Annotated in this window: 13 protein-coding genes; 7 read left to right on the top strand and 6 right to left on the bottom strand. The window is 46.3% G+C overall.

Annotated elements, in window-relative coordinates; all coding sequences use genetic code 11:
- Positions 1-531 precede the first annotated feature (531 nt).
- Positions 532-738 (top strand): hypothetical protein, encoded by a 207-nt coding sequence (locus tag ACO4R2_RS03250; protein WP_484769144.1) that lies wholly within the window; start codon positions 532-534, stop codon positions 736-738.
- Between the two features lie 95 nt (positions 739-833).
- Here ACO4R2_RS03250 and ACO4R2_RS03245 read toward each other — a convergent pair whose 3' ends face one another.
- Positions 834-3,287, bottom strand: coding sequence for a GumC family protein (locus ACO4R2_RS03245; protein WP_484769143.1), 2,454 nt, complete (start codon positions 3,285-3,287; stop codon positions 834-836).
- Positions 3,288-3,564: 277 nt separating this feature from the next.
- Here ACO4R2_RS03245 and ACO4R2_RS03240 point away from each other — a divergent pair, with 277 nt between their 5' ends.
- The 5 genes from ACO4R2_RS03240 (at position 3,565) to nifJ (ending at position 12,463) form a co-directional block, all read left to right on the top strand.
- On the top strand, positions 3,565-4,590 hold the full coding sequence (locus tag ACO4R2_RS03240) for an asparaginase (protein ID WP_484769142.1): 1,026 nt from the start codon (positions 3,565-3,567) through the stop codon (positions 4,588-4,590).
- 9 nt (positions 4,591-4,599) lie between these two features.
- The gene (locus ACO4R2_RS03235; RefSeq protein ID WP_484769141.1) at positions 4,600-5,778 is read left to right on the top strand and encodes an ABC transporter substrate-binding protein; all 1,179 of its coding nucleotides are present in this window, start codon (positions 4,600-4,602) and stop codon (positions 5,776-5,778) included.
- A gap of 87 nt (positions 5,779-5,865) precedes the next feature.
- Complete coding sequence (locus ACO4R2_RS03230; protein WP_484769145.1) at positions 5,866-6,867, top strand: iron chelate uptake ABC transporter family permease subunit; 1,002 nt, start codon at positions 5,866-5,868, stop codon at positions 6,865-6,867.
- 747 nt (positions 6,868-7,614) lie between these two features.
- Positions 7,615-8,802, top strand: coding sequence for an AAA family ATPase (locus tag ACO4R2_RS03225; RefSeq protein ID WP_315091737.1), 1,188 nt, complete (start codon positions 7,615-7,617; stop codon positions 8,800-8,802).
- Between the two features lie 109 nt (positions 8,803-8,911).
- The gene (gene nifJ / locus ACO4R2_RS03220; RefSeq protein WP_484769140.1) at positions 8,912-12,463 is read left to right on the top strand and encodes a pyruvate:ferredoxin (flavodoxin) oxidoreductase; all 3,552 of its coding nucleotides are present in this window, start codon (positions 8,912-8,914) and stop codon (positions 12,461-12,463) included.
- A gap of 272 nt (positions 12,464-12,735) precedes the next feature.
- Here the strand turns inward: nifJ and ACO4R2_RS03215 are convergent, their stop codons facing one another.
- The 5 genes from ACO4R2_RS03215 to ACO4R2_RS03195 form a co-directional block, all read right to left on the bottom strand.
- Positions 12,736-14,421 carry a choice-of-anchor Q domain-containing protein gene (locus ACO4R2_RS03215; protein ID WP_484769139.1) on the bottom strand — a complete coding sequence of 562 codons (1,686 nt, stop codon included), beginning with the start codon at positions 14,419-14,421 and terminating at the stop codon, positions 12,736-12,738.
- A gap of 224 nt (positions 14,422-14,645) precedes the next feature.
- Positions 14,646-15,260, bottom strand: a complete 615-nt coding sequence (locus tag ACO4R2_RS03210; RefSeq protein WP_484769138.1) for a TetR/AcrR family transcriptional regulator — start codon at positions 15,258-15,260, stop codon at positions 14,646-14,648.
- Positions 15,261-15,381: 121 nt separating this feature from the next.
- Positions 15,382-15,771, bottom strand: a complete 390-nt coding sequence (locus tag ACO4R2_RS03205) for a hypothetical protein (protein WP_314272974.1) — start codon at positions 15,769-15,771, stop codon at positions 15,382-15,384.
- Positions 15,772-15,877: 106 nt separating this feature from the next.
- Complete coding sequence (locus ACO4R2_RS03200) at positions 15,878-17,110, bottom strand: DUF4374 domain-containing protein (protein ID WP_484769137.1); 1,233 nt, start codon at positions 17,108-17,110, stop codon at positions 15,878-15,880.
- Positions 17,111-17,129: 19 nt separating this feature from the next.
- Positions 17,130-19,499 (bottom strand): TonB-dependent receptor, encoded by a 2,370-nt coding sequence (locus tag ACO4R2_RS03195; protein ID WP_484769136.1) that lies wholly within the window; start codon positions 19,497-19,499, stop codon positions 17,130-17,132.
- Between the two features lie 413 nt (positions 19,500-19,912).
- Here ACO4R2_RS03195 and ACO4R2_RS03190 point away from each other — a divergent pair.
- Positions 19,913-20,108 (top strand): transposase (locus ACO4R2_RS03190; RefSeq protein WP_484769135.1); only part of this gene is annotated, 196 nt, incomplete at its 3' end.

Raw genomic sequence — 20,108 nt, 5'->3', positions numbered from 1 at the left:
ATGCAAAAGTACTACGAGTTTTTGGAATAGCAAAGCCTATACACTACTTTTTTTTGAAAAAAGTTTTAGAATGGAGGTTTTCAGGGAGAAAACCGTGAGGAGATCTGAGGAAAAGTGAGGAATTATTGAGAAATGGGCGAGAAGGTGTGGTTGGACTGATTGGGCAGAGTGGAGGGATTGATATCCTCTATTATATATAGGAGTGATGGGTGGCTGTTCTTGATGAATAGATAGATTTTATCAAGAATGTTCTTACTTTTTCTCGTTGGAGAAGGGCGTAAATTGGGAAAGTCGCAGGAAATAGGGAGAAGTTGAAGGGGCTTGGGCGTCATTACAATAAGGATATCGGCCGACACAATAAGGCTGTGAGCGGACAGGCTTATGGGAGCGGCGGACACAATAAGGAAAATGACCGAGAGATGAAGAGGCTTTTTAGGGAAAATAGTGCAGGAAAAGAGGATTTACGTTAAAGATTGCAGTTTTTTCTGGTGGTTTTGCAAACTTTTGGGCGAGTGTGGATGGTGAGAAAGTATGGATTTTCAGGAAGGAAGAGGACGTTTTGATTTTTCTAGACGGCAATCAGCAGCAAGATTCTGTCAAGTTTTGAGAACATTTGATAGAGAGCGACAAAGAAGAGAAGGCCAACGAGGCGGGCTTATTGAAATGATTAAAAGAAAACAAGGGTACAAGGAAGAATACAGAAGAAGAATAAAACGCAGTAACGAAAAGAAGGCATAGAAGAATGGGGCTGAGCTGGCAAAGAAAAAAGGTGGAAAGAGAGACTTTGCCCACTTTCCACCTTTCTTATTATATATATGAATTAGAGACTGAGATTATTTCCGAAGTTTGCCAAGCAGTCCACTTCCTAGTTTTTGTGTTTTCCGCTCTTGGGCATAACCGTAGCCATAACCATAGCCATACTGACCATAACCGTAACCATAGCCGTAGCCATACCCCTTCTTACGCGATTTAGCGTCTGAATCGTTAAGTATAAGGCAGAGATTGCGCATCTTCTTATCTTGATACATTTTTTCAAGCTCGGGAAGGAAAGCCTTCTCCTGCATGCCCACACGCATCACATAGAGAGTTAAATCGGCCACACGATCAACGATGCTCGCATCTGCAACACCAAAGATTGGAGTAGTATCAAAAATTATGAAGTCATATTGCTCACGCGCTACAGCCACCAACTCTTCCAGACGATCACTCATCAGCAATTCAGCAGGATTGGGCGGTAAGATACCAGCCGGCAGGAAGTCAACGCCCTTCGTAAGACTATCCTTCACCACGATATCCTCCAACCGCGTTTGATTATCAACATCGACAAGCCAAGAAGTGAGTCCCGCCGTACGACCGAAGTCGCTCGACAGCGTACGCTTACGAATATCCGCATCAATCAAGAGAACACGTTTGTTTGCCATAGCAAAGACAACAGAGAGGTTGCGCGAGATAAAACTCTTACCATGGTGTGGCGTCGTAGACGTAAGAACCATCACCTTTGCCGTACGGCGCACGAAGCTCAGACTGAAGCGCAACATACGGAAAGCCTCAACGATAGGATCGTTTGCCGCACAATGAGTGATAAGTGCATCCTCCGACGGCGACTCCCAACGAGGTAATTCTCCCACAATTGGTGCCGTAACAACACCTTCAACATCCTGACGACCAGAAATAGTGACATCGAAAAGTTCGCGCAGCCAAAGAACCACTGCAGGTATTATCAAACCTATCAGGAAGGCGATGAACATGATTACCACCTTACGTGGTGAGACAGGAGACGAAGGACCCAGCGGATTTTCTACCATACGAACATTGGCTTCATTGATGGCCAACTGAAGAGCCACCTCCTCGCGCTTGTTCAGCAAGTAAGTATACAGAGTTTCTTTGAGATTTTGCTGACGCTGAATATCGAGTGCTTTTCTAGCAGCTTGAGGCGCATTGCTCACTTGCCCCATCAGCGAGTTCTCATTACTCCGCGCCGCATTAGCCTGCATCCCTACAGAGTGCACATAACTGCGAACAGAAGAAAGAATGCTTGTGCGCTGTGATGCCAACTGCTTATCGAGATCGCGCACTAAAGGCGATTGTTCACTAGAGTTAGCTGCATTTTTATTGCGCTCATTCATCAACTGATTGTAAGCATCAATCTGACCATTGAAGGTTGCTTTCTCCAAATTGATGGCAGGGATAATCTGGTGTTCGTTGGAATTGTTCTGAAGGAACTCTTGCAGATAGCGCGCCACCGAAAGCTGCGTTTCGAGCTGCAAAGCTTGCTGACGAGCATCAGCGCTCTGTGCTGTCATAGCTCCTGCCGCTTCTTGGAAATCTATCACACTATTCTGCTGCTTGAAGGACGCCAAGCGATTTTCCACGTGTGTCAGTTCCTGCCCAATAAGCATCACACGCTTATCAATAAAGTTGGCCGTACTTGAAGCCACTCTATTTTTATTGTCAACAACATCCTGTTTGTACAACTCATAGACCGCGTTGAGCAAGTCCTCAGCCCGTGCAGTATTTATATCTTGCACTGAAAGCACCACGAGAGATGTCTCCTTGTCGTAGGCACTTGCGGAAATCTTATCCTTATATATTTTTGCCGCCATCTGAACAGGCATCTGAGATATCTCGATGGCCTTATTTTCAGGAAAGCGCGAGAAAAGCGTAGTCTTATTGATTTGCAGATTTCCTATAGGCGTTTTCACCACAGTACCAGGGCGCACACTAAGATGCTCCTTAAACATTTTCTTTTTCCCCGTTGTTCCATCGAAACGAACGAAGTTGGAAAGTTTCACAGTACCATCGCTCTGAATCTTCGCCTCGAAATTTATAAGATCTTCGGTTTTTCTCTGGAAAGCAATCTCAAAGGGACGATCCGTATAAAGCGCCACGGAATGAAGTCCCGCGCCCGTTGTGTAATCCACGTCAAGTCCCAGACTATCTACAACGCGCGTCATGAGTCGTTCAGAGGTAAGAATAAACATCTCATTCTTGAGATTGTCTCCGACACTGATACCATTGAGTTGCATCAATGTATTGAGTCCGCTATTACGTGAGCCGCGCGATATTCCTCCACTATTGCTATCGTCGTTATCCTCGAAAAGAATGACAGCTTGACGCTGGTAGACACGAGGTTTACGAGCCTGATAGATATAGCCTAACACGAGGCAGAGCGCCACAGAGAGAATAAACCATTTAAGATTAGCGAGGAACAGTGCCCAGCACATTTTGAACAAGGGAATAAGCTGAATATCCTCTTCCTTATTCTTATTTTGAACGCTTCCAGACATTATTTATAGTTTTCTTTAGAGAAAATTGCATTTACACATTTGAGCCACAAAATTAAATAAAGGTTTCCAACCGCACAAAAATATCACTTGTATTTTCCCTTTTTCCCAACAAATGATAGGGTATAAAACACAAAAACGCCACAAAAAGACAGAACACACATCTAAACAAAAATCGCCGCAAGCCCCGCCGAGATACATTTTCCTCTATTAAAGAAAGGCGTAAGTTTGTCATATTTATAAATTATTTAGTATGTTTGCCCCATAAAATACATATTTTATGACCTCTATTTTGATTATTTACACTGGTGGTACTATCGGAATGATAGAAAACCCCGTGACGGGCGCATTAGAAAACTTCGGATTTGATCGCTTCCAAAAGATGGTGCCAGAAGTGAACCGCATGGACTACTGCGTGAAGGCTTTTTCCTTCGATCCCCCTATCGACTCCAGTGACATGGACCCGAAGAATTGGATTGAGATAGCGAAAATAATCGACAAACACTACAACGACTTCGACGGCTTTGTTGTGCTTCACGGCACAGACACGATGGCCTACACCGCCTCAGCTCTGAGCTTCTTACTGGAGGACTTGTCCAAGCCCGTTATTATCACCGGCTCGCAGTTGCCCATCGGACAGTTGCGCACCGACGGCAAAGAAAATCTCCTGACAAGCATAGAGATTGCCGCCGCCAAGAACCCCGACGGCACGCCTATAGTTCCCGAAGTCTGCATCTATTTTGACAGCCGACTGATGCGCGGCAATCGCACCACAAAGATAAACGCAGAAGGATTTAATGCCTTCCGCTCCTTCAACTATCCTTCACTGGCTCATGCGGGCATCAACATCAAATACGAACCGCACCTGATCTTGCAGCGCGACTTCTCCCGCCCACTCAAGCCCCACTACTTGATGGACGACCACGTTATGATTCTGACGATTTTCCCAGGCATACGTAAAGAATTCGTAGAGCATTTTCTCAGCGTTCCCAACCTTCGCGGCGTGGTGTTGAAAACCTTTGGTGCGGGCAATGCCCCACAAAAGCCGTGGCTCATTGATTGCCTAAAAAAATTAGACGATCAAGGCGTTGTGCTGGCCAATATCACGCAATGTTCCGAGGGGCGTGTGGAGATGCACCGTTATGAAACAGGTCTACAACTCCTGCAAGTTGGCGTAGTAAATGGCTACGACTCCACGCCCGAATCAATGCTAACAAAACTCATGTTCCTTTTGGGGCACAACTACGACCGCAACACCATCCACAAGCTTATGAACACGAGCCTTTGCGGGGAAATCTCCATCTAATTCTTAGTGATGAAAAACCACACACAACAGCAACATTTTCACACGAAAAGGGCGCACCATCACGCATGGGATACCCTCTTCGCTTTATCCTTTCTTTTCGCCCACTTCCTACTCACGGGTTGCGCTGGCAAACAAGCCGAGACCATCCAAGGGGCGAAAGACGGCGGCATCCAGTATGCCCAGCTCCTCAAGATAGAACACGCGGACAGTTTCACCGTTTGCGATGTCATGGACGCATGGAACAAAGGGCGAACACTCCATCGCTACATCCTCATCCCACACTCCGCTCCGATGCCCACTCAATGTCCCAAAGGCACGGTTGTACGCACTCCACTGGAACGCGCCGTGGCGTTCACGAGCGTCCATGGGAGTTTGCTTTGCGACCTTGGCGCCATGAAGCAGCTCTGCGGCGTGTGCGACTACGACTATATCATGCGCCCCGAACTGCGCCAGGCGGTGACCAGCGGAAAGCTCGCAAACATGGGGATGTCCACCCAACCCGATTTGGAAAAGATGATAGCGAGCCATGCAGACGCGCTGCTTGTTTCTCCCTTTCAGAACGCCAGCTACGGCGGTATTGAAAAACTCAATATCCCTCTGATAGAATGCGCCGACTATATGGAAGCCACGCCGCTGGGGCGGGCGGAATGGATGCGCTTCTTCGGACTGCTCTTTGGGCGAGAAGCCACGGCCGACAGTCTTTTCAAAATCGTGGAAAAGAACTACACCGAGCTAACCGCAACGGTTCAAAAAACCACCACACGCCCCACGCTGCTCATCGACCAAAAGCAAGGCGGCGCATGGTACGTTCCTGGCGGCAAGAGCTATTTAGGTAGCCTCTACAAGGATGCAGGTGCCAACTATTGCTTCGCCAACAATGACGAGAGCGGTTCTGTGTCTCTCTCGTTCGAAACCGTCTTTCAGAAAGCACATGCTGCCGACCTCTGGCTCATCAAGAGCGGCGGTCCAACGGATTTGACCTACAAACAGTTGCAACAAGACTTCGCCCCCAATGCTCAGTTCAAAGCGTTCCAAGAACACCATATTTGGTACTGCAACTCTATGAAAGTACCCTATTTCGAGGAAGCCCCATTCCGCCCCGACTTTCTGCTGAAAGACCTCATCAAGATTTTCCATCCGGAAATACTGCCCGACTATCAAACGCGGTATTTCTTCCCGATGAAATAACCCTCTTTTCCTTACACTTTTATGCCCGACCAACCGACGCGCACCACCGACAGTACGTCCCCACAAAGAGATTCCCACGCCCGCAGGATGCGCACCCTCTGGAATGCCGCAAGCGTAGGTCTACTCCTTTTACTCACCACGGCCAATCTCTTTTGGGGTAGCATTGACCTACCAGCAGGCGAAGTGTGGCAGGCTCTGACGGGCAACGACACTACGAGCGCCACGGCTTTCATCGTCCTGCAATCGCGCTTACCAGCTTTGCTCACCGCTGCTATGGCGGGTGCTGCTCTGGCTGTGGCTGGTCTACTGCTACAAACCATTTTTGCCAATCCGCTGGCCGACCCGAGCATTCTGGGCGTCAATAGTGGCGCAGGATTGGGCGTTGCCATCGCTATGCTTTTACTGGGCGGCACATTCACGGCTGGCGAACTCACACTGAGTGGCTTCCTGCTCACCGTGGTGGCTGCTTTCATAGGGGCCGCCGTGGTCATCGTACTGCTCCTCATCTTCAGCCGGCGGATGCCTGGAACGCTCACGCTGCTCATCGCGGGCGTGATGATTAGTTTCATCACCTCATCGCTCATTTCGCTCCTCAGTTTCTATGCCACAGCGCAAGGCGTGCAGAGTTTCATGATTTGGGGACTGGGAAACTTCAGTGGGGTCACGCTGGAGCGACTCCCTCTCTTCGCCACCGTTATCTTGCTGACGCTCACCGCCACCATCTTCATGGCCAAACCTCTAAATGCCCTCCTGTTGGGCGACAACTACGCGCAAAATCTGGGGACAAACGTAGTGGGCAGCCGGACCATCGTATTGCTGCTCACGGGCCTTCTGACGGCTGTTGTCACTGCTCTATGCGGTCCTATCTCATTCATCGGATTGGCCGTGCCTCATGCCGCGCGCCTCACATTGCGCACCAGCGATCACCATCGCCTTTTGCCCGCCACCATGATTTGGGGTGCCAACGTGGCGTTGCTTTGCAATGTCGTGAGTTTGCTACCTGGCGACCGCGGCACACTACCCCTCAACACGCTCACGCCGCTGCTCGGCGTTCCGATGGTGTTCTATCTGCTGATGAGAAGGAGGTAATGTGCTAATGAGGGCGGCGAAGCGCCGGAATGTGCTAATGTGCTAATGAGCAGAATAAAGCAAACCAACAGCCGCCTCAAATTGTAAAATGATTTCTTACTTTACGCGACTAATACTCGCATGAAAATCAAAAACAAAACAGAGATAGCGAAGAACGCCTCCTCTCAAACAATCTAAAAAAGGGTTCTATCTGTAAATACAATAAGGCTATCGGCCAGTCCCCTTATTGCGCCAGCTGATAGCCTTATTGTGTTCACCGACACAATAAGGAGAAACACGAAAAGAACAGAACCAGCCAGGAGCATCTCGCTCCGCTTTTTCAAGAACATCCTTATTCCATCGACCACAATAGTGAAAATTGAACACTTTTATGGTTTTATTTTTTCCCTCCTTCCTCATTTTTCCACCCAAAAAGATTCCGCCGCTCGCTATTTGCACAAGTAGTATTGTCAAGAATAAAGGTAGTAAATGACCACACAAACACATCCCAAAAACAGACTAAAAGTAGCCTTCAATCCACCAAAAACAACAAGGAAAAGAAGACAACAAAAAAGAAGACAAAAGAAGGCCGATGGTGCCCACAACAAGGAGTGGCGACAGACAGAAAAGGGAGAAAAAGAGTAGGAACTAAATTTGTATATACAATAATAAATAAGTAAATTTGCAACCTAATAGCTCCATCAGGACACAGAACTCCCCCAAGGAGCGAAGTTCTATAAATGTGAGCACTAAATAAATTACGCCGTGATAGAACCTTTTTTCCAGACACATGAGTACCTCGTCAGTCATTTGAAGACAGTAGTTCGTCGCACATTGATGGACAACATCGACTGGAGTTACCGCATGATAGCCATCCGTGGGCCGCGAGGTGTTGGACGAACGAGCTTCTTACTCGAGTTTGCCAAGGAATTTTTCGATCCTCAACTGCACCAAGCCCTCTATATCAGTGCCAATAATTTCTACTTCCAAGGACGTGGCCTGCAAGAGCTCGTCCACGAATTTGTGGACCGTGGAGGGCAAGTGCTGATTATAGACCAAGCTTTCAAACTCCCCAACTGGAAAGACCAGCTGGTAGAGATATACCACGCCTACCCTTATCTGCGCGTTGTTTTCTCCACAACGAGCGTACATGGCGAAGGAGCAAATGCCAACCACGAGTTGGATCGCATCACACGCAGTTATGTGCTCCACGGCTTCTCCTTCCGCGAATACATCAACCAGCAGACAGGTCTCGAATTGGGAACTTACACCCTACCGCAGATTTTGGAGAACCACGAGCACATCCTCAAGGCGATTCTCCCCAAAGTACGCCCGCAGGAACATTTTCAGGACTATCTGCATCACGGTTACTACCCCTTCTACCTCGAAAACCGCAATTTCACCGAGGCCCTACTGAAGGCGATGAACAACATGATTGAAGTGGACGTTCTCTTCCGCAAGCAAGTGGAGCTGAGCTATCTATCGAAGATCAAGAAGTTGCTCTATCTCCTGGCAGCCAACGGGGAGAACAACGCCCCCAACGTGTCGAAGCTGGCAGAGGAAATCCAAACAAGCCGTGCCACAGTGATGAACTATATCGAATATCTCGAAGAGGCGCGCCTCATCAACACGATTTACCGAGAGGGCAATGAATATCCCAAAAAGCCTGCAGCCATCTATCTCCACGACTCCAATCTGGTGTATGGCATGCAAGCACCAGGCATTACGACGCAGAACGTGATGGAGACATTCTTTGTGAACGTGATGTGGCGGCACCACAAAATCAACAGTACACGCCGCGACGGCGTTTTCCTTATTGATGGTGTCACCAACGTATGTGTATGCGACCGTTCACGCCGCGTGAAGAATGCCCCCAACACATATCTTGCCCGCTATCAGACAGAAGTGGGCCGCGACAACGAAATCCCCATTTGGTTGTTCGGCTTCCTCTATTAGTCTGTCCCCATACAGCGAGCCGAGTACAAGAGGCTCGGCTCGCTAACTCATACATGGCAGTGAGTCTGCCAAACAAATGACAATTCACAATTTATATTTTCTATAACTTATGGCAAAAGAAAAGAAATTTATCACTTGTGACGGTAACCAAGCCGCAGCACATGTAGCCTACATGTTCTCCGAGGTTGCTGCCATCTATCCCATCACGCCATCAAGCCCGATGGCCGAACACGTTGATGAATGGGCCGCACAAGACCGCAAGAACCTTTTCGGCGACACCGTTTCCGTTCAGGAAATGCAGTCCGAAGGAGGTGCAGCAGGTGCCGTACACGGTTCACTCCAAGCTGGTGCACTGACCACTACGTTTACAGCTTCTCAGGGTTTGCTCCTGATGATCCCGAATATGTACAAAATTGCCGGCGAATTGCTGCCGTGCGTTTTCCACGTATCCGCTCGTACGTTGGCCACTCACTCCCTCTGTATCTTCGGTGATCATAGTGACGTCATGGCTTGCCGCCAGACAGGTTTCGCTATGCTCTGCGAAGGTAGCGTGCAGGAGGTGATGGACTTGAGCGCCGTTGCCCACCTGGCAACCATCGAAGCTCGCGTACCTTTCATTAACTTCTTCGACGGTTTCCGCACCTCTCACGAATATCAGAAGATCGAGGAGATAGATCAAGAAGAACTCCGTCCGCTCGTGGATCAGAAGGCTCTCTCTGAATTCCGCGCTCGCGCACTCAGCCCTGAACACCCTGTGGCACGCGGTATGGCAGAGAACCCCGAAACCTTCTTTGCACATCGCGAAGCTTCCAATAAGTTCTACGCTGCCATCCCAGGCATCGTTGAGAAATACATGAAGGAAGTGAGCCGCATCACAGGTCGTGAATACAAACTCTTCAGCTACTACGGTGCAGAAGATGCTACGGATGTTATCATCTGTATGGGTTCAGTGACCGAAGCAGCTCGCGAGGCCATCGACCACCTCATGGCACAAGGCCGCAAGGTGGGTCTCATCAGCGTACACCTCTATCGTCCGTTCAGCAAGAAGCACCTCTTTGCAGCACTTCCTAAGACTTGCAAGCGCATCGCTGTGCTCGACCGCACGAAGGAACCTGGGGCAGAAGGCGAACCACTCTATCTGGATGTGAAGGAAGCCTTCTACGATCAGGAGAATCGCCCATTGATCGTTGGCGGCCGTTATGGTCTCGGTTCTTGCGACACCACCCCGACAATGATTATCAGCGTTTACGACAACCTCGCTCTGCCTGAACCTAAGAACCACTTCAGTGTGGGTATCGTGGATGACGTAACGTTCGAGTCACTGCCTTTGGAGAAAGAACAGGCACTCGGCGGCGAAGGCATCTTCGAAGCCAAATTCTATGGTCTGGGTGCAGATGGTACGGTAGGTGCCAACAAGAACTCTGTCAAGATCATTGGTGACAACACCAACAAGTATTGCCAGGCCTACTTCAGCTACGACTCTAAGAAGTCGGGCGGTTTCACCTGCTCTCACCTGCGCTTCGGCGACACGCCCATCCGCAGCACCTATCAGATCAAGACACCTAACTTCGTGGCTTGTCACGTTCAGGCATACCTCCGTATGTACCACGTGCTCGAAGGTTTGCGCGACAACGGAACGTTCCTCCTCAACACGATTCATGAGGGACAAGAGCTGGTAGACTTCTTGCCTAACAACATCAAGAAGTACTTTGCTGAGCACAACATCACCGTTTACTATATCAACGCTACGAAGATTGCACAAGAGATTGGCCTCGGCAACCGCACGAACACCATCTTGCAGTCCGCATTCTTCCGCATCACCAACGTCATCCCCGTTGACCTCGCAGTGGAACAGATGAAGAAATTCATCGTTAAGTCCTACGGCCGCAAGGGTGAAGACGTTGTTAACAAGAACTATCAGGCTGTTGACCGCGGTAGCGAATACCAGCAGCTGACAATAGATCCCGCATGGGCAAATCTTCCCGCTGATGCTGAAGAGGAGCGCGATGAACCAGCATTCATCAGCAAGATTGTGCGCCCCATCAATGCACAGCAGGGCGATAAGCTCCCCGTTAGCGCTTACGAATGCAGCGTAGACGGTACATGGCAGCAAGGCACTGCCGCTTACGACAAACGCGGTGTGGCAGCTTTCGTTCCCGTTTGGAAATCAGAGAACTGTATCCAGTGTAACAAATGTGCCTTCGTTTGTCCTCACGCAACTATCCGTCCGTTCGTCCTCAACGAGGAAGAGCTCAAAGGCTTCAAGGGCAAAACGATCGACATCAAGGCTCCTGCAGCTCTAAAGGGCATGCACTTCGTTCAGCAAGTGGACGTACTCGACTGTCTCGGTTGCGGTAACTGTGCCGATGTTTGTCCGGGTATGCGTGGCAATAAGGCGCTCGAAATGGTTCCGTTCGACAGTCAGCTCGACCAGGCCGACAACTGGGACTACTGCGAGAAGAACGTAACATCTAAGCAAAACCTCGTAGACATCAAACAAAGCCCGAAGAACAGCCAGTTTGCTACTCCGCTCTTCGAGTTCTCCGGTGCTTGCTCAGGTTGTGGTGAAACGCCTTACGTGAAATTGATTTCTCAACTCTTTGGCGACCGTGAAATGGTGGCTAATGCAACAGGTTGTTCTTCTATCTATTCTGGCTCTATTCCTTCAACTCCGTACACTACCAACGAAAAGGGTCAAGGTCCAGCTTGGGCTAACTCACTCTTCGAGGACTTCTGCGAATTTGGTATGGGTATGCTGCTCGCCAACAAGAAGATGCGCGCTCGCATCTCCACCCTCCTGGCTCAGGCTTGCGACGGCGCACCCGAAGAGTTCAAGGCAGCAGCACAGGAATGGGAAGCAGGCAAGGACGATGCAGCAGCAAGTCGCGCAGCAGCCGACAAGCTCCTCCCATTCATCAAGGCAGGTAAGGAACACGGTTGCCCAGGTTGCGCACAGCTCGATGAACTCAGCCACTTCCTCACGAAGCGTAGCCAGTGGATCGTCGGTGGTGACGGTGCATCTTATGACATCGGTTACGGCGGTCTCGACCACGTGCTCGCTTCTGGCGAAGATGTGAACATCCTCGTACTCGACACCGAGGTTTACTCCAACACTGGTGGTCAGTCTTCTAAGTCTACTCCTATCGGCGCTATCGCACAGTTCGCAGCAGCTGGTAAGCGAATCACAAAGAAAGACCTCGGCTTGATGCAAGCAACTTATGGCTACATCTATGTAGCTCAAGTGGCAATGGGTGCCGACCAAGCACAGTGCCTCAAAGCCTTCCGCGAAGCAGAAGCCTACCCCGGACCATCACTCATCATTGCTTACTCACCGTGTATCAACCACGGTTTGAAGGTGAAGGGCGGTATGGGTCGCAGTCAGGCCGAAGAAGCTCGTGCCGTTGAATGTGGCTACTGGCATCTCTGGCGCTTCAACCCCGAATTGGCTAAAGAAGGCAAGAATCCGTTCACGCTCGATTCTAAACAACCTAACTGGGACAAGTTCCAAGAGTTCCTCGACAACGAGGTTCGCTTCTTGTCACTGCGCAAAGCTCTCCCCGCACAGGCCGATGAGCTTTATGCCGAAACAAAGAAGGCCGCTCAGCGCCGCTACGCTGCCTATGTCCGCAAGACTCAAGAGGACTGGAGCAACGAAATCTAATTGACACTTATTCATCCCTTTTTATAAAAAGGCGCAGCCCGTTATGGACTGCGCCTTTTTCTTTGTACCTTTTTTTATTTCTTGAAAAAACTTTCCTTCCGTGTTGATAAAAAGTTCTATACTCCTATCTCTAAGTTCGTCTTCTTACTACCATGAAAACTTCCATTGTTTCTTTTTCGGTCTATCCATGAAAAAAGCTACGCACCAATACTTTTATTAGTGCGCAGCCTATTATATAAGGTATAAGTTCCTTAAAAGATTCTGGACCGTCTCTATTTAACGAGTACTTTCTTTGTGCTTACAACCTTGTTTCCTTCAGTTGTTTTCACAATATAAAGACCTGCAAGATAAGGACATACAGAGCCTATATATTGTCCGCTAATAGAATAATAGCTATATCGGAGAGCCTCCCCATTAGGCAGAACAGACGCAATGGCCGTTGCTGGTTTGAACTCAGAAGCACCAATATCAATGCTATTACCCACTATTCGGTCGTTGCCATAAATGTCTTTAGTATAGTTCTCAACGTTGATGGCCACACCTTTATCTATAAATTCGCTACCCGCTTGCAGTTCCCAACTGGCAAGAAGAATGTCTTTCATCTCCTTTTCATCAATAGTACTTCCTTCAAAAGTCGTTGGAGCTTTGAAATTTGATTTATCTACAGTAGTGCTACTGATGGTATTGATAACATCTTTCTGCTCTTCGCTGTTCGAAGAATAGTCTATATTAGCACTGGTTGCGGCTTTTCTTGACTTATTATTCTGGATCGTACAGTTTATTACCTTACCGCCATCGACAAAGATGCCTCCACCATGGAACGATGTACAGTTGTACACAATTCCTCCGACAAAAGTACCTTTGTTATATACACCACCACCGGCACCGCCTTTATCTTCGCCTACCAAAGTATAATCTGCAAAGCAATTGCCTACAACATTATTGATTGCTGTACCTAAATTGAAGATACCTCCGCCAAGGAGTGCACGACAATTAAATATTTTATTATTTCTCAATGTACCTGACGCTGAATAGATAGCACCACCATCACGAGCATAACAACCATCGAAATTGCAATCTACAACCGATCCCCCTACATTATAAACGGCTCCTCCTGCATCCAATGCAACACAGTCCAAAAAGTAACAATCTTTTATCTCGGTATTCACTGCATATATTGCGCCACCTTGTGCTTGAGAGTTTGGAGAGTGGCCATAAGTTCGCTTGAAGAAGCAATCAACTATTTTCGCCTTGCCTTTACCCTCCAAATAGATAGCAGCACCACTGGCATCCCTATTTCCTTCAGCCGTGAAGTAGCAAGAGTTTTCTACGAATTGGCAAGTTGTTATGGTTACATCGCCCACTGCATAGATTGCGCCACCCGAACATTGAACGTTATATACCATTGCGTTCGCACCCTTCAGGGTAAGTCCGTCAATTGTGATTGGAGCTGTCAATTCCTCCTTCTTGAATAAGATATGATTAGCATTGTTTTTTGTTCCTGGTATAATGTTGTTTTCAACTTTCCACCCATAGCTAAAAGGATTTTCAGGGTTGGATTCTCTTACCCATTCATCAGCCACGTCGTCATCGGCACTCAAAATAGTCTCATGTACATATTCGTAGGCTTCGCCACCTTCTTTCTTCGCGCGCGCTTCCTTCGTTGTTTCTGTACCAGCAAACCCACCATAGAGCGAAACACCATCTTTTAGAGGAAAATGGCGTGAGTTTTTCTTTGAAGATTTAATGAGCTGTGTAGGCTTGTAGGTACCTGCTGCAATCCAAATTTCATCCCCAGAAGTTGCCTTTGCCAAGGCATCATCTATACTTCCAAAGGCTTTTGTCCATGAAGAACCATCGCCTGTTCCCGTTGTTGTCACATAGAAAACTTTTGCTTGTAGCGGTGTTGCAGCAAGAAACAGACTAAGTCCAACCGCAAAGGAATAAAAATGTTTCATGTCTCAATATGTTTTAGTTCATAAAAAATAAAAAGAGAAGATCTCGTTTTTAGCTCAAAAGAGTCTGTCGAATATGAACTCAAAGAATTATAGGTATCTAAAAGTTGGGTATTTTCTGATTTCAGGTAACCATAAGGTATTAATATACATATAAATTAAAACAAAGATTATAATAATCTCGGAAACAAATTTACAGATTTTTTTCATATAACAAATAAAGTTTCCTATGGTTTAATCAATTCTTTCCAACCTGCTGTACCAAAACTGACATACTGTATGAGTGCTTGTTTTACTTCCTCTTCGCTGTATTCCTCGTGTTCCACCAGTTCGCAGAAGAGGGTTGTCCACGCCGAACTGGTGAGATGAATCAGGAACGGTGAAATATCGATGTTTATGTGTGGGTATCGTTCTTTCATCAGTCGGAGATACTCCACGCCTACTTGCATCTGGTGGTCGATGATTTTATTCTTATACCCTTCCAATGAAGTTCCTTCAGCATTGAAGAGTAACAACCGCAGTTCAGGGCGAAACTGCTTGACAAGTGTGAGCATCGTCATGACGTGATTGATTTGATGTTGCTGCAAATCGAACACTTCGAGCGAGAGAAACTCCTCATTGTTGTGCGAGAGAATATAGCGGTCGAGTGCGGTGAGCAATGGCTGTAATACTGCTCTAAACAATGTGTCCTTACTATCAAAATAATGATACAAGTTTCCCACTGTTACACCTGCTTCATGTGCCACGTTCCTAATACATGTACGTTGCACACCATTGTTAATAAATTCACGATGGGCAACTTGCAATATGCGTTGCTTAATATCCGTCTTCAATGTCTGCATAGTTAAAGTTGAATAACGAACGACGTTTTAGACTGTTCACAAAAAACACTATACCTTGTATGATAAGTGTGCTTTTTATTATATGGCTGCTCATCATTTTATCATCATAGTTTTTAATAACCTATACTTTCTTATACCATTTCCATGCTTCATAAACAAGAGTAATACTCAATATGACCAGCATTGGATGTATAAAGAGCTGCTGAAGTTCAAAGCTGAATATCAGTTCCGTGCTATGTACCGTACAGAATAGGGCAAGAAGTGCTGCAAGACAGAAATGTACCATCTTGTAGCAACGCTTAACGGCATAGAGCGAAAGAAGCAACCCGGTAATGGGAAGCGTGAATGACACAACAGCCATCATCACAAGCATCGATACTGGAACTACACCATCTTTGGAAATGGCAATATCCGCATTCCAAAAAAGCGGCATCACGTCCATCAGAGAATGCGAAGACATACCTGCTACTATTGCAACCCAAAGAAACGATAGTTTTATATTTTCTTTCATTGTTGAAGGAGTTTTAAAATGATCGAATATTTATAATCGTTTAATTGGGTAAGCATTGCAAGCTTTCTTTACTGTAGAGGCTTGTAATGCTCACCCGTTAGTTGTTTTAATCAAGTGAAATAACCTTGTAAGCACCATTCGGAGTCTTCACGCTTGGTTGCATGAAACCTTTCCCCGTTGCCATATCGTAGCGATAGAATCCTATTCCATTGTCGGTATGTTCACCGAAATAGATGGAGCTTCCAACTTTGATGATGGCATTGGCAGCCCAACCGCATGAGGCAGGAAGAGGAAGTATGCGACCAGTTTTCTTGTTCACGTCTATCTCGTAAGGAACGTAGCATTTATTGACAATATAGGTCTGGTCGTTTGGGTCTTTCACCAATGATGGTTTGTAGAGGAATGTGTAGATTTTTCCATTGCCACCATAAGCCATATACATGCCGTAAGAACCTATTTCAGCTCCTTCTGTTGTTTGCAGACTCATATAGAAATCCTTGTCAAACTCTGTTTCACCTTTCTTGATGCGTAGCAGTCCGTCCTTGTATCCCTTACCCGGCATAAACTGGCACATCATTGCCGCACGAGGACCTGTATGGAAATAAATGTTACCAGCCTCATCTATAACAGGTGATGTATGCCCTACCATACCAAGACTTGTTGCACGGTCGTCTTTTATGACTTTTTCCACCTTGTCTGTCGCCACATCAATGACAGCCACCTGTGCTGGCGTTACAAGGATTTCTTTCATGGACTTCGCTTGGTTGAGTGGAAGGAACAACTTGCCATCACGCACGATACCATTGCCACCGTCAGGGTCTTTGTCGCCCTCAGCATAAGGTGAAAGGTCTATTTCCTTCGTTACGCTCATTGTGGTGGGATTGAACACGATTAGCTGTCCATGGCTTGCGCATGTAATGGCATAGGCTTTAGTCTCGCTTGCGAATATGATTTCCACCACGTTGGGAGAACCTGGAAAAGAGAGTTTGCCCATTGGCTGGGCAGAAAGTTGTCCGTTAGCATTCACTTCGTATTTGTAAAGGGTCTGCTCACCACCAAAACCATACATTGAGCCTGACTGAAGATAAACATTCTTTCCGTATTTCTCCATAAAGAGGTGTCCTGTGGGGAGTGTTATCGCCTTGTCGTAAGACACGGACGTACCCTCGTTGAGGTTTTCAAAACTCGTAATGAAGAAACCATTGTCGGCTTGTGCTGACATTAGGAAGTGATGTTTGGTTACAGGTTGGTCGTCGTCCTTTTCAGAACAAGAAGACAGGGTTGCCGCAAACAGCAACGTAAGACAGGGCAATGCCCATAAGAATTTGTTAGTTCTCATACTTTTTTCTGTTTAATGTTTATATCTTGTTGATTATATATTTCATTTTCAAGTGAAACGTACGCCTTTCCATCGGGTATCTAAATTCTGCCCAATTCTCACGATTAAGTATGTTGCGTATCTCAAAGCTAAGCTGGCAACGTTTGTTAAAAGAATGATGTACGGCAACGTCCCAGCAATATCTTGCAGGTATGAGCATCGTGTTGTGCTTGCTTGCCTCCCAATTATAGCTGAACGCTTTAGTGAATCCGAAAGTAGAGGCAAAGGCTGAAGAAGAAGATTTACTTAACAAGCCGTCTTTGTGCAGACGTACCCCAACGTTACCAAACAGATACGGCATATTGGGAATGCGATAGCGGTAGTGAAAGTTCTCTCCACCGCCTACGGCTTCCTTTCTCATATCGCGGGCATCCTGCCATGTGATGTTTCCCTGCAAATCGAGCCAGCGGTTCAGTTTGCTCTCCATTTCCATATCAATGCCCATCACTCTAACCTTTCCGATATTGTCATACGCCATATTCATGGAACTGTACATCAGCTTAATCATATCCTTTGCGCTCATGTAGAAGGTATTTATTCCTATCCGCACTTGTGGATAACGCATGGCATTGATGAGCCATATCGCTCCTGCATTGATATTAAAGCTACGTTCGGGACGTAGTTTTTCTGACGGCAGCAGCAGTACACCATCACCAAACAACTCTTCGGCGATAGGCATTCTGACTGTCGATTGCACGGAGGCTTTCAGTGTCAGGGCCTTGTTCGGAAGAAGATGCAATGCCATTGCCTCGCTCCAGCCTGCCATAGTGCTGTGGTTGCTCGATGCCTTGAGTTTGTCTTGCAACATGATTGCTTCTGCAAATGGAAGGACTTCGGAATGGTGATTAAAGAGTTTAATTCCCAACTCGTTAGTGAATTTTCCGCCATACAACTTTAGTTCGTGTGTCAATCCCGACACAATGCTATGCAATCGGCTTGGATAACCACTGGTAGGCAGTCGTGAATAGCTGTCGGCAAGTTCGTCCTTGGGCATCTTGCATCCATAGCGGTAGTTGGTAGTCCATGTTACAAGTTGATTGTTGCCAATCTTATAAGTAAGGTTGAGTAATTCACGGACAGTGGTGTGCCTATCGTGCGAGTCGTTTGGAACGGCACCTATTTCTCCGCGTTCAGAGCCACTTGGAAACCTATTGCCGATGAAATCGTAACAGTAATGGGATGTATCCACTTGATTGACAAGACTGAATCCGACGATTGAATGGAACTGTGCGGTAAGTTTTCCTTTCAAGAAACTTTTTTCAAGACTCAACGAAGTGCTTGCAGAACGTGTTCGTGTGAAAGCATGCTGGATATTGTTCTGCACATTCATCAGTCCACCTTGTATCTCTTTGCGATAATAGTCGGCACTCAATGTTAGGTCAAACTGGTCGAACCACCATTGCTGACTAGTTATACCCACATTGAAACCACCATGCGTATATGCGTCGTGGTCGCGGTGAATGATGCGTCCCAATTCAAAAGGAGAAGAAAAACTATAATTGTTTTTGGCATAGTTCATCGTTGCCCCAGCATGCAGAGCCGTTGAAGTCTTGCCCAAATAATGTTTCAGTTGCAAACTACCAATATATGTATTGTATGATGCAGCCTCAAATGCCATTTCCAAATGATTTTTCTTAAAGTCTTTCAGTCGGATATTCACCGCTCCTCCTAATCCATCACCTCCCAACCATGCAGGAATAATACCTTTGTATATCTCCACCTCATCTACCATATCAATGGGAATGCTGCTGAGCTGAAATTCATCAGAGTTGCCCATAGGCATGCCATTGATGAAAATACCGATGCGCTTGCCGTCCATTCCCTGTATGATAATACGCGAGGCATTACCTAATCCACCTTGTTGAGCCACCTTGATGCCAGCAGCATTGTCAAGAATCTCGTTCAAAGTTGCAGTTTTGTATTTAAGTTCTTGACTATCTATAATCGTTATTGCCGATGGTACTTCACGATGCCTCTGTGCCTTGCTCTTCCCAAGCACAATCGCATCAGACAAAATGTTGTTTTTTGGTTGCAGTTCCACATTGCAGCAAATACTGTCATTGACGCATAATTTTTTATTGAGGATTATATTACGACTTTCGTACCCCATATATTGTACTTTAATCCTCCTACTGCTTTTTGATGGAAGTTTCATTCTAAACATACCTATGTGATTAGAAATTGTACCTATATTGGAATTTTCCAAAATTATAGAGACTCCGTCTAACGGTTGGAGGGTTTGTCCATCAGTGATTTGCCCAAAAACAATCTTTTGAGCAAATATATTCTGCCATGTAAATGAGAGAATTAGCACCAATAGGAAGTTGTGAAGTATATTCTTATCGCTCATGATTATTGTTTAAATCCATATTCTTTTTGACCTTTAAGCACTTGGAATACTCCCATTTTATTAAAAAATGAACATTGCTTGGTTTTGTTCATAAAAAAGCGCACCGTTTTTTCTTGAACGGTGCGCTTGGCTTAACGGGAACCCATATCCCTGTGGTATGTCGTGTTTATTTCTTATCATAAGAATGAAATTTATTCGGTGCAAAGATAGAAAAGGTAAGGAAATGATACAATACCTCAAAATAAGTATTTTATAATGAACTCTGATGATGATAGTTCCACCCTTTCAACCCCAATTCGGGATAAGCAGTACTTCTTTTTCCTCAAAAAAAGTTTCAATAAAAGCCTAAAAAGAGGATTGTTTTTTGTATATTTACTGTTGAAAATCAATCATATAACAAAATAACAATCCTCATGAAACTTGTCAGCAAAGTTACGGAAATCTATTGTATTGCAGATGATTTCTGCAAAGAATATCATTCAGAATTAAACAAAACCTCTCTTTCTCTCTCAAACGCCTCTGCCAATAGTCCAAAACATCGCAAGAGAAAAGGGCGGATGAGTGATGCCGAAATGATCACAATTCTTATTTTGTTCCACAGCAATACTT

It is taken from the genome of Alloprevotella sp. (assembly GCF_057240785.1).
Note: the sequence above shows the minus strand (reverse complement) of the source record. Positions and strands in the feature narration are given on the sequence as shown.

What these genes read in the sequence shown, in the direction of transcription:
- ACO4R2_RS03250 (WP_484769144.1), top strand. Translation starts at nt 532, where the DNA reads ATGGATTTTCAGGAAGGAAGAGGACGTTTTGATTTTTCTAGACGGCAA.
- ACO4R2_RS03230 (WP_484769145.1), top strand. Translation starts at nt 5,866, where the DNA reads ATGCGCACCCTCTGGAATGCCGCAAGCGTAGGTCTACTCCTTTTACTC.
- ACO4R2_RS03200 (WP_484769137.1), bottom strand. Translation starts at nt 17,110, where the DNA reads ATGAGAACTAACAAATTCTTATGGGCATTGCCCTGTCTTACGTTGCTG.
- ACO4R2_RS03205 (WP_314272974.1), bottom strand. Translation starts at nt 15,771, where the DNA reads ATGAAAGAAAATATAAAACTATCGTTTCTTTGGGTTGCAATAGTAGCA.
- ACO4R2_RS03215 (WP_484769139.1), bottom strand. Translation starts at nt 14,421, where the DNA reads ATGAAACATTTTTATTCCTTTGCGGTTGGACTTAGTCTGTTTCTTGCT.
- ACO4R2_RS03240 (WP_484769142.1), top strand. Translation starts at nt 3,565, where the DNA reads ATGACCTCTATTTTGATTATTTACACTGGTGGTACTATCGGAATGATA.
- ACO4R2_RS03210 (WP_484769138.1), bottom strand. Translation starts at nt 15,260, where the DNA reads ATGCAGACATTGAAGACGGATATTAAGCAACGCATATTGCAAGTTGCC.
- ACO4R2_RS03235 (WP_484769141.1), top strand. Translation starts at nt 4,600, where the DNA reads ATGAAAAACCACACACAACAGCAACATTTTCACACGAAAAGGGCGCAC.
- nifJ (WP_484769140.1), top strand. Translation starts at nt 8,912, where the DNA reads ATGGCAAAAGAAAAGAAATTTATCACTTGTGACGGTAACCAAGCCGCA.
- ACO4R2_RS03195 (WP_484769136.1), bottom strand. Translation starts at nt 19,499, where the DNA reads ATGAGCGATAAGAATATACTTCACAACTTCCTATTGGTGCTAATTCTC.
- ACO4R2_RS03245 (WP_484769143.1), bottom strand. Translation starts at nt 3,287, where the DNA reads ATGTCTGGAAGCGTTCAAAATAAGAATAAGGAAGAGGATATTCAGCTT.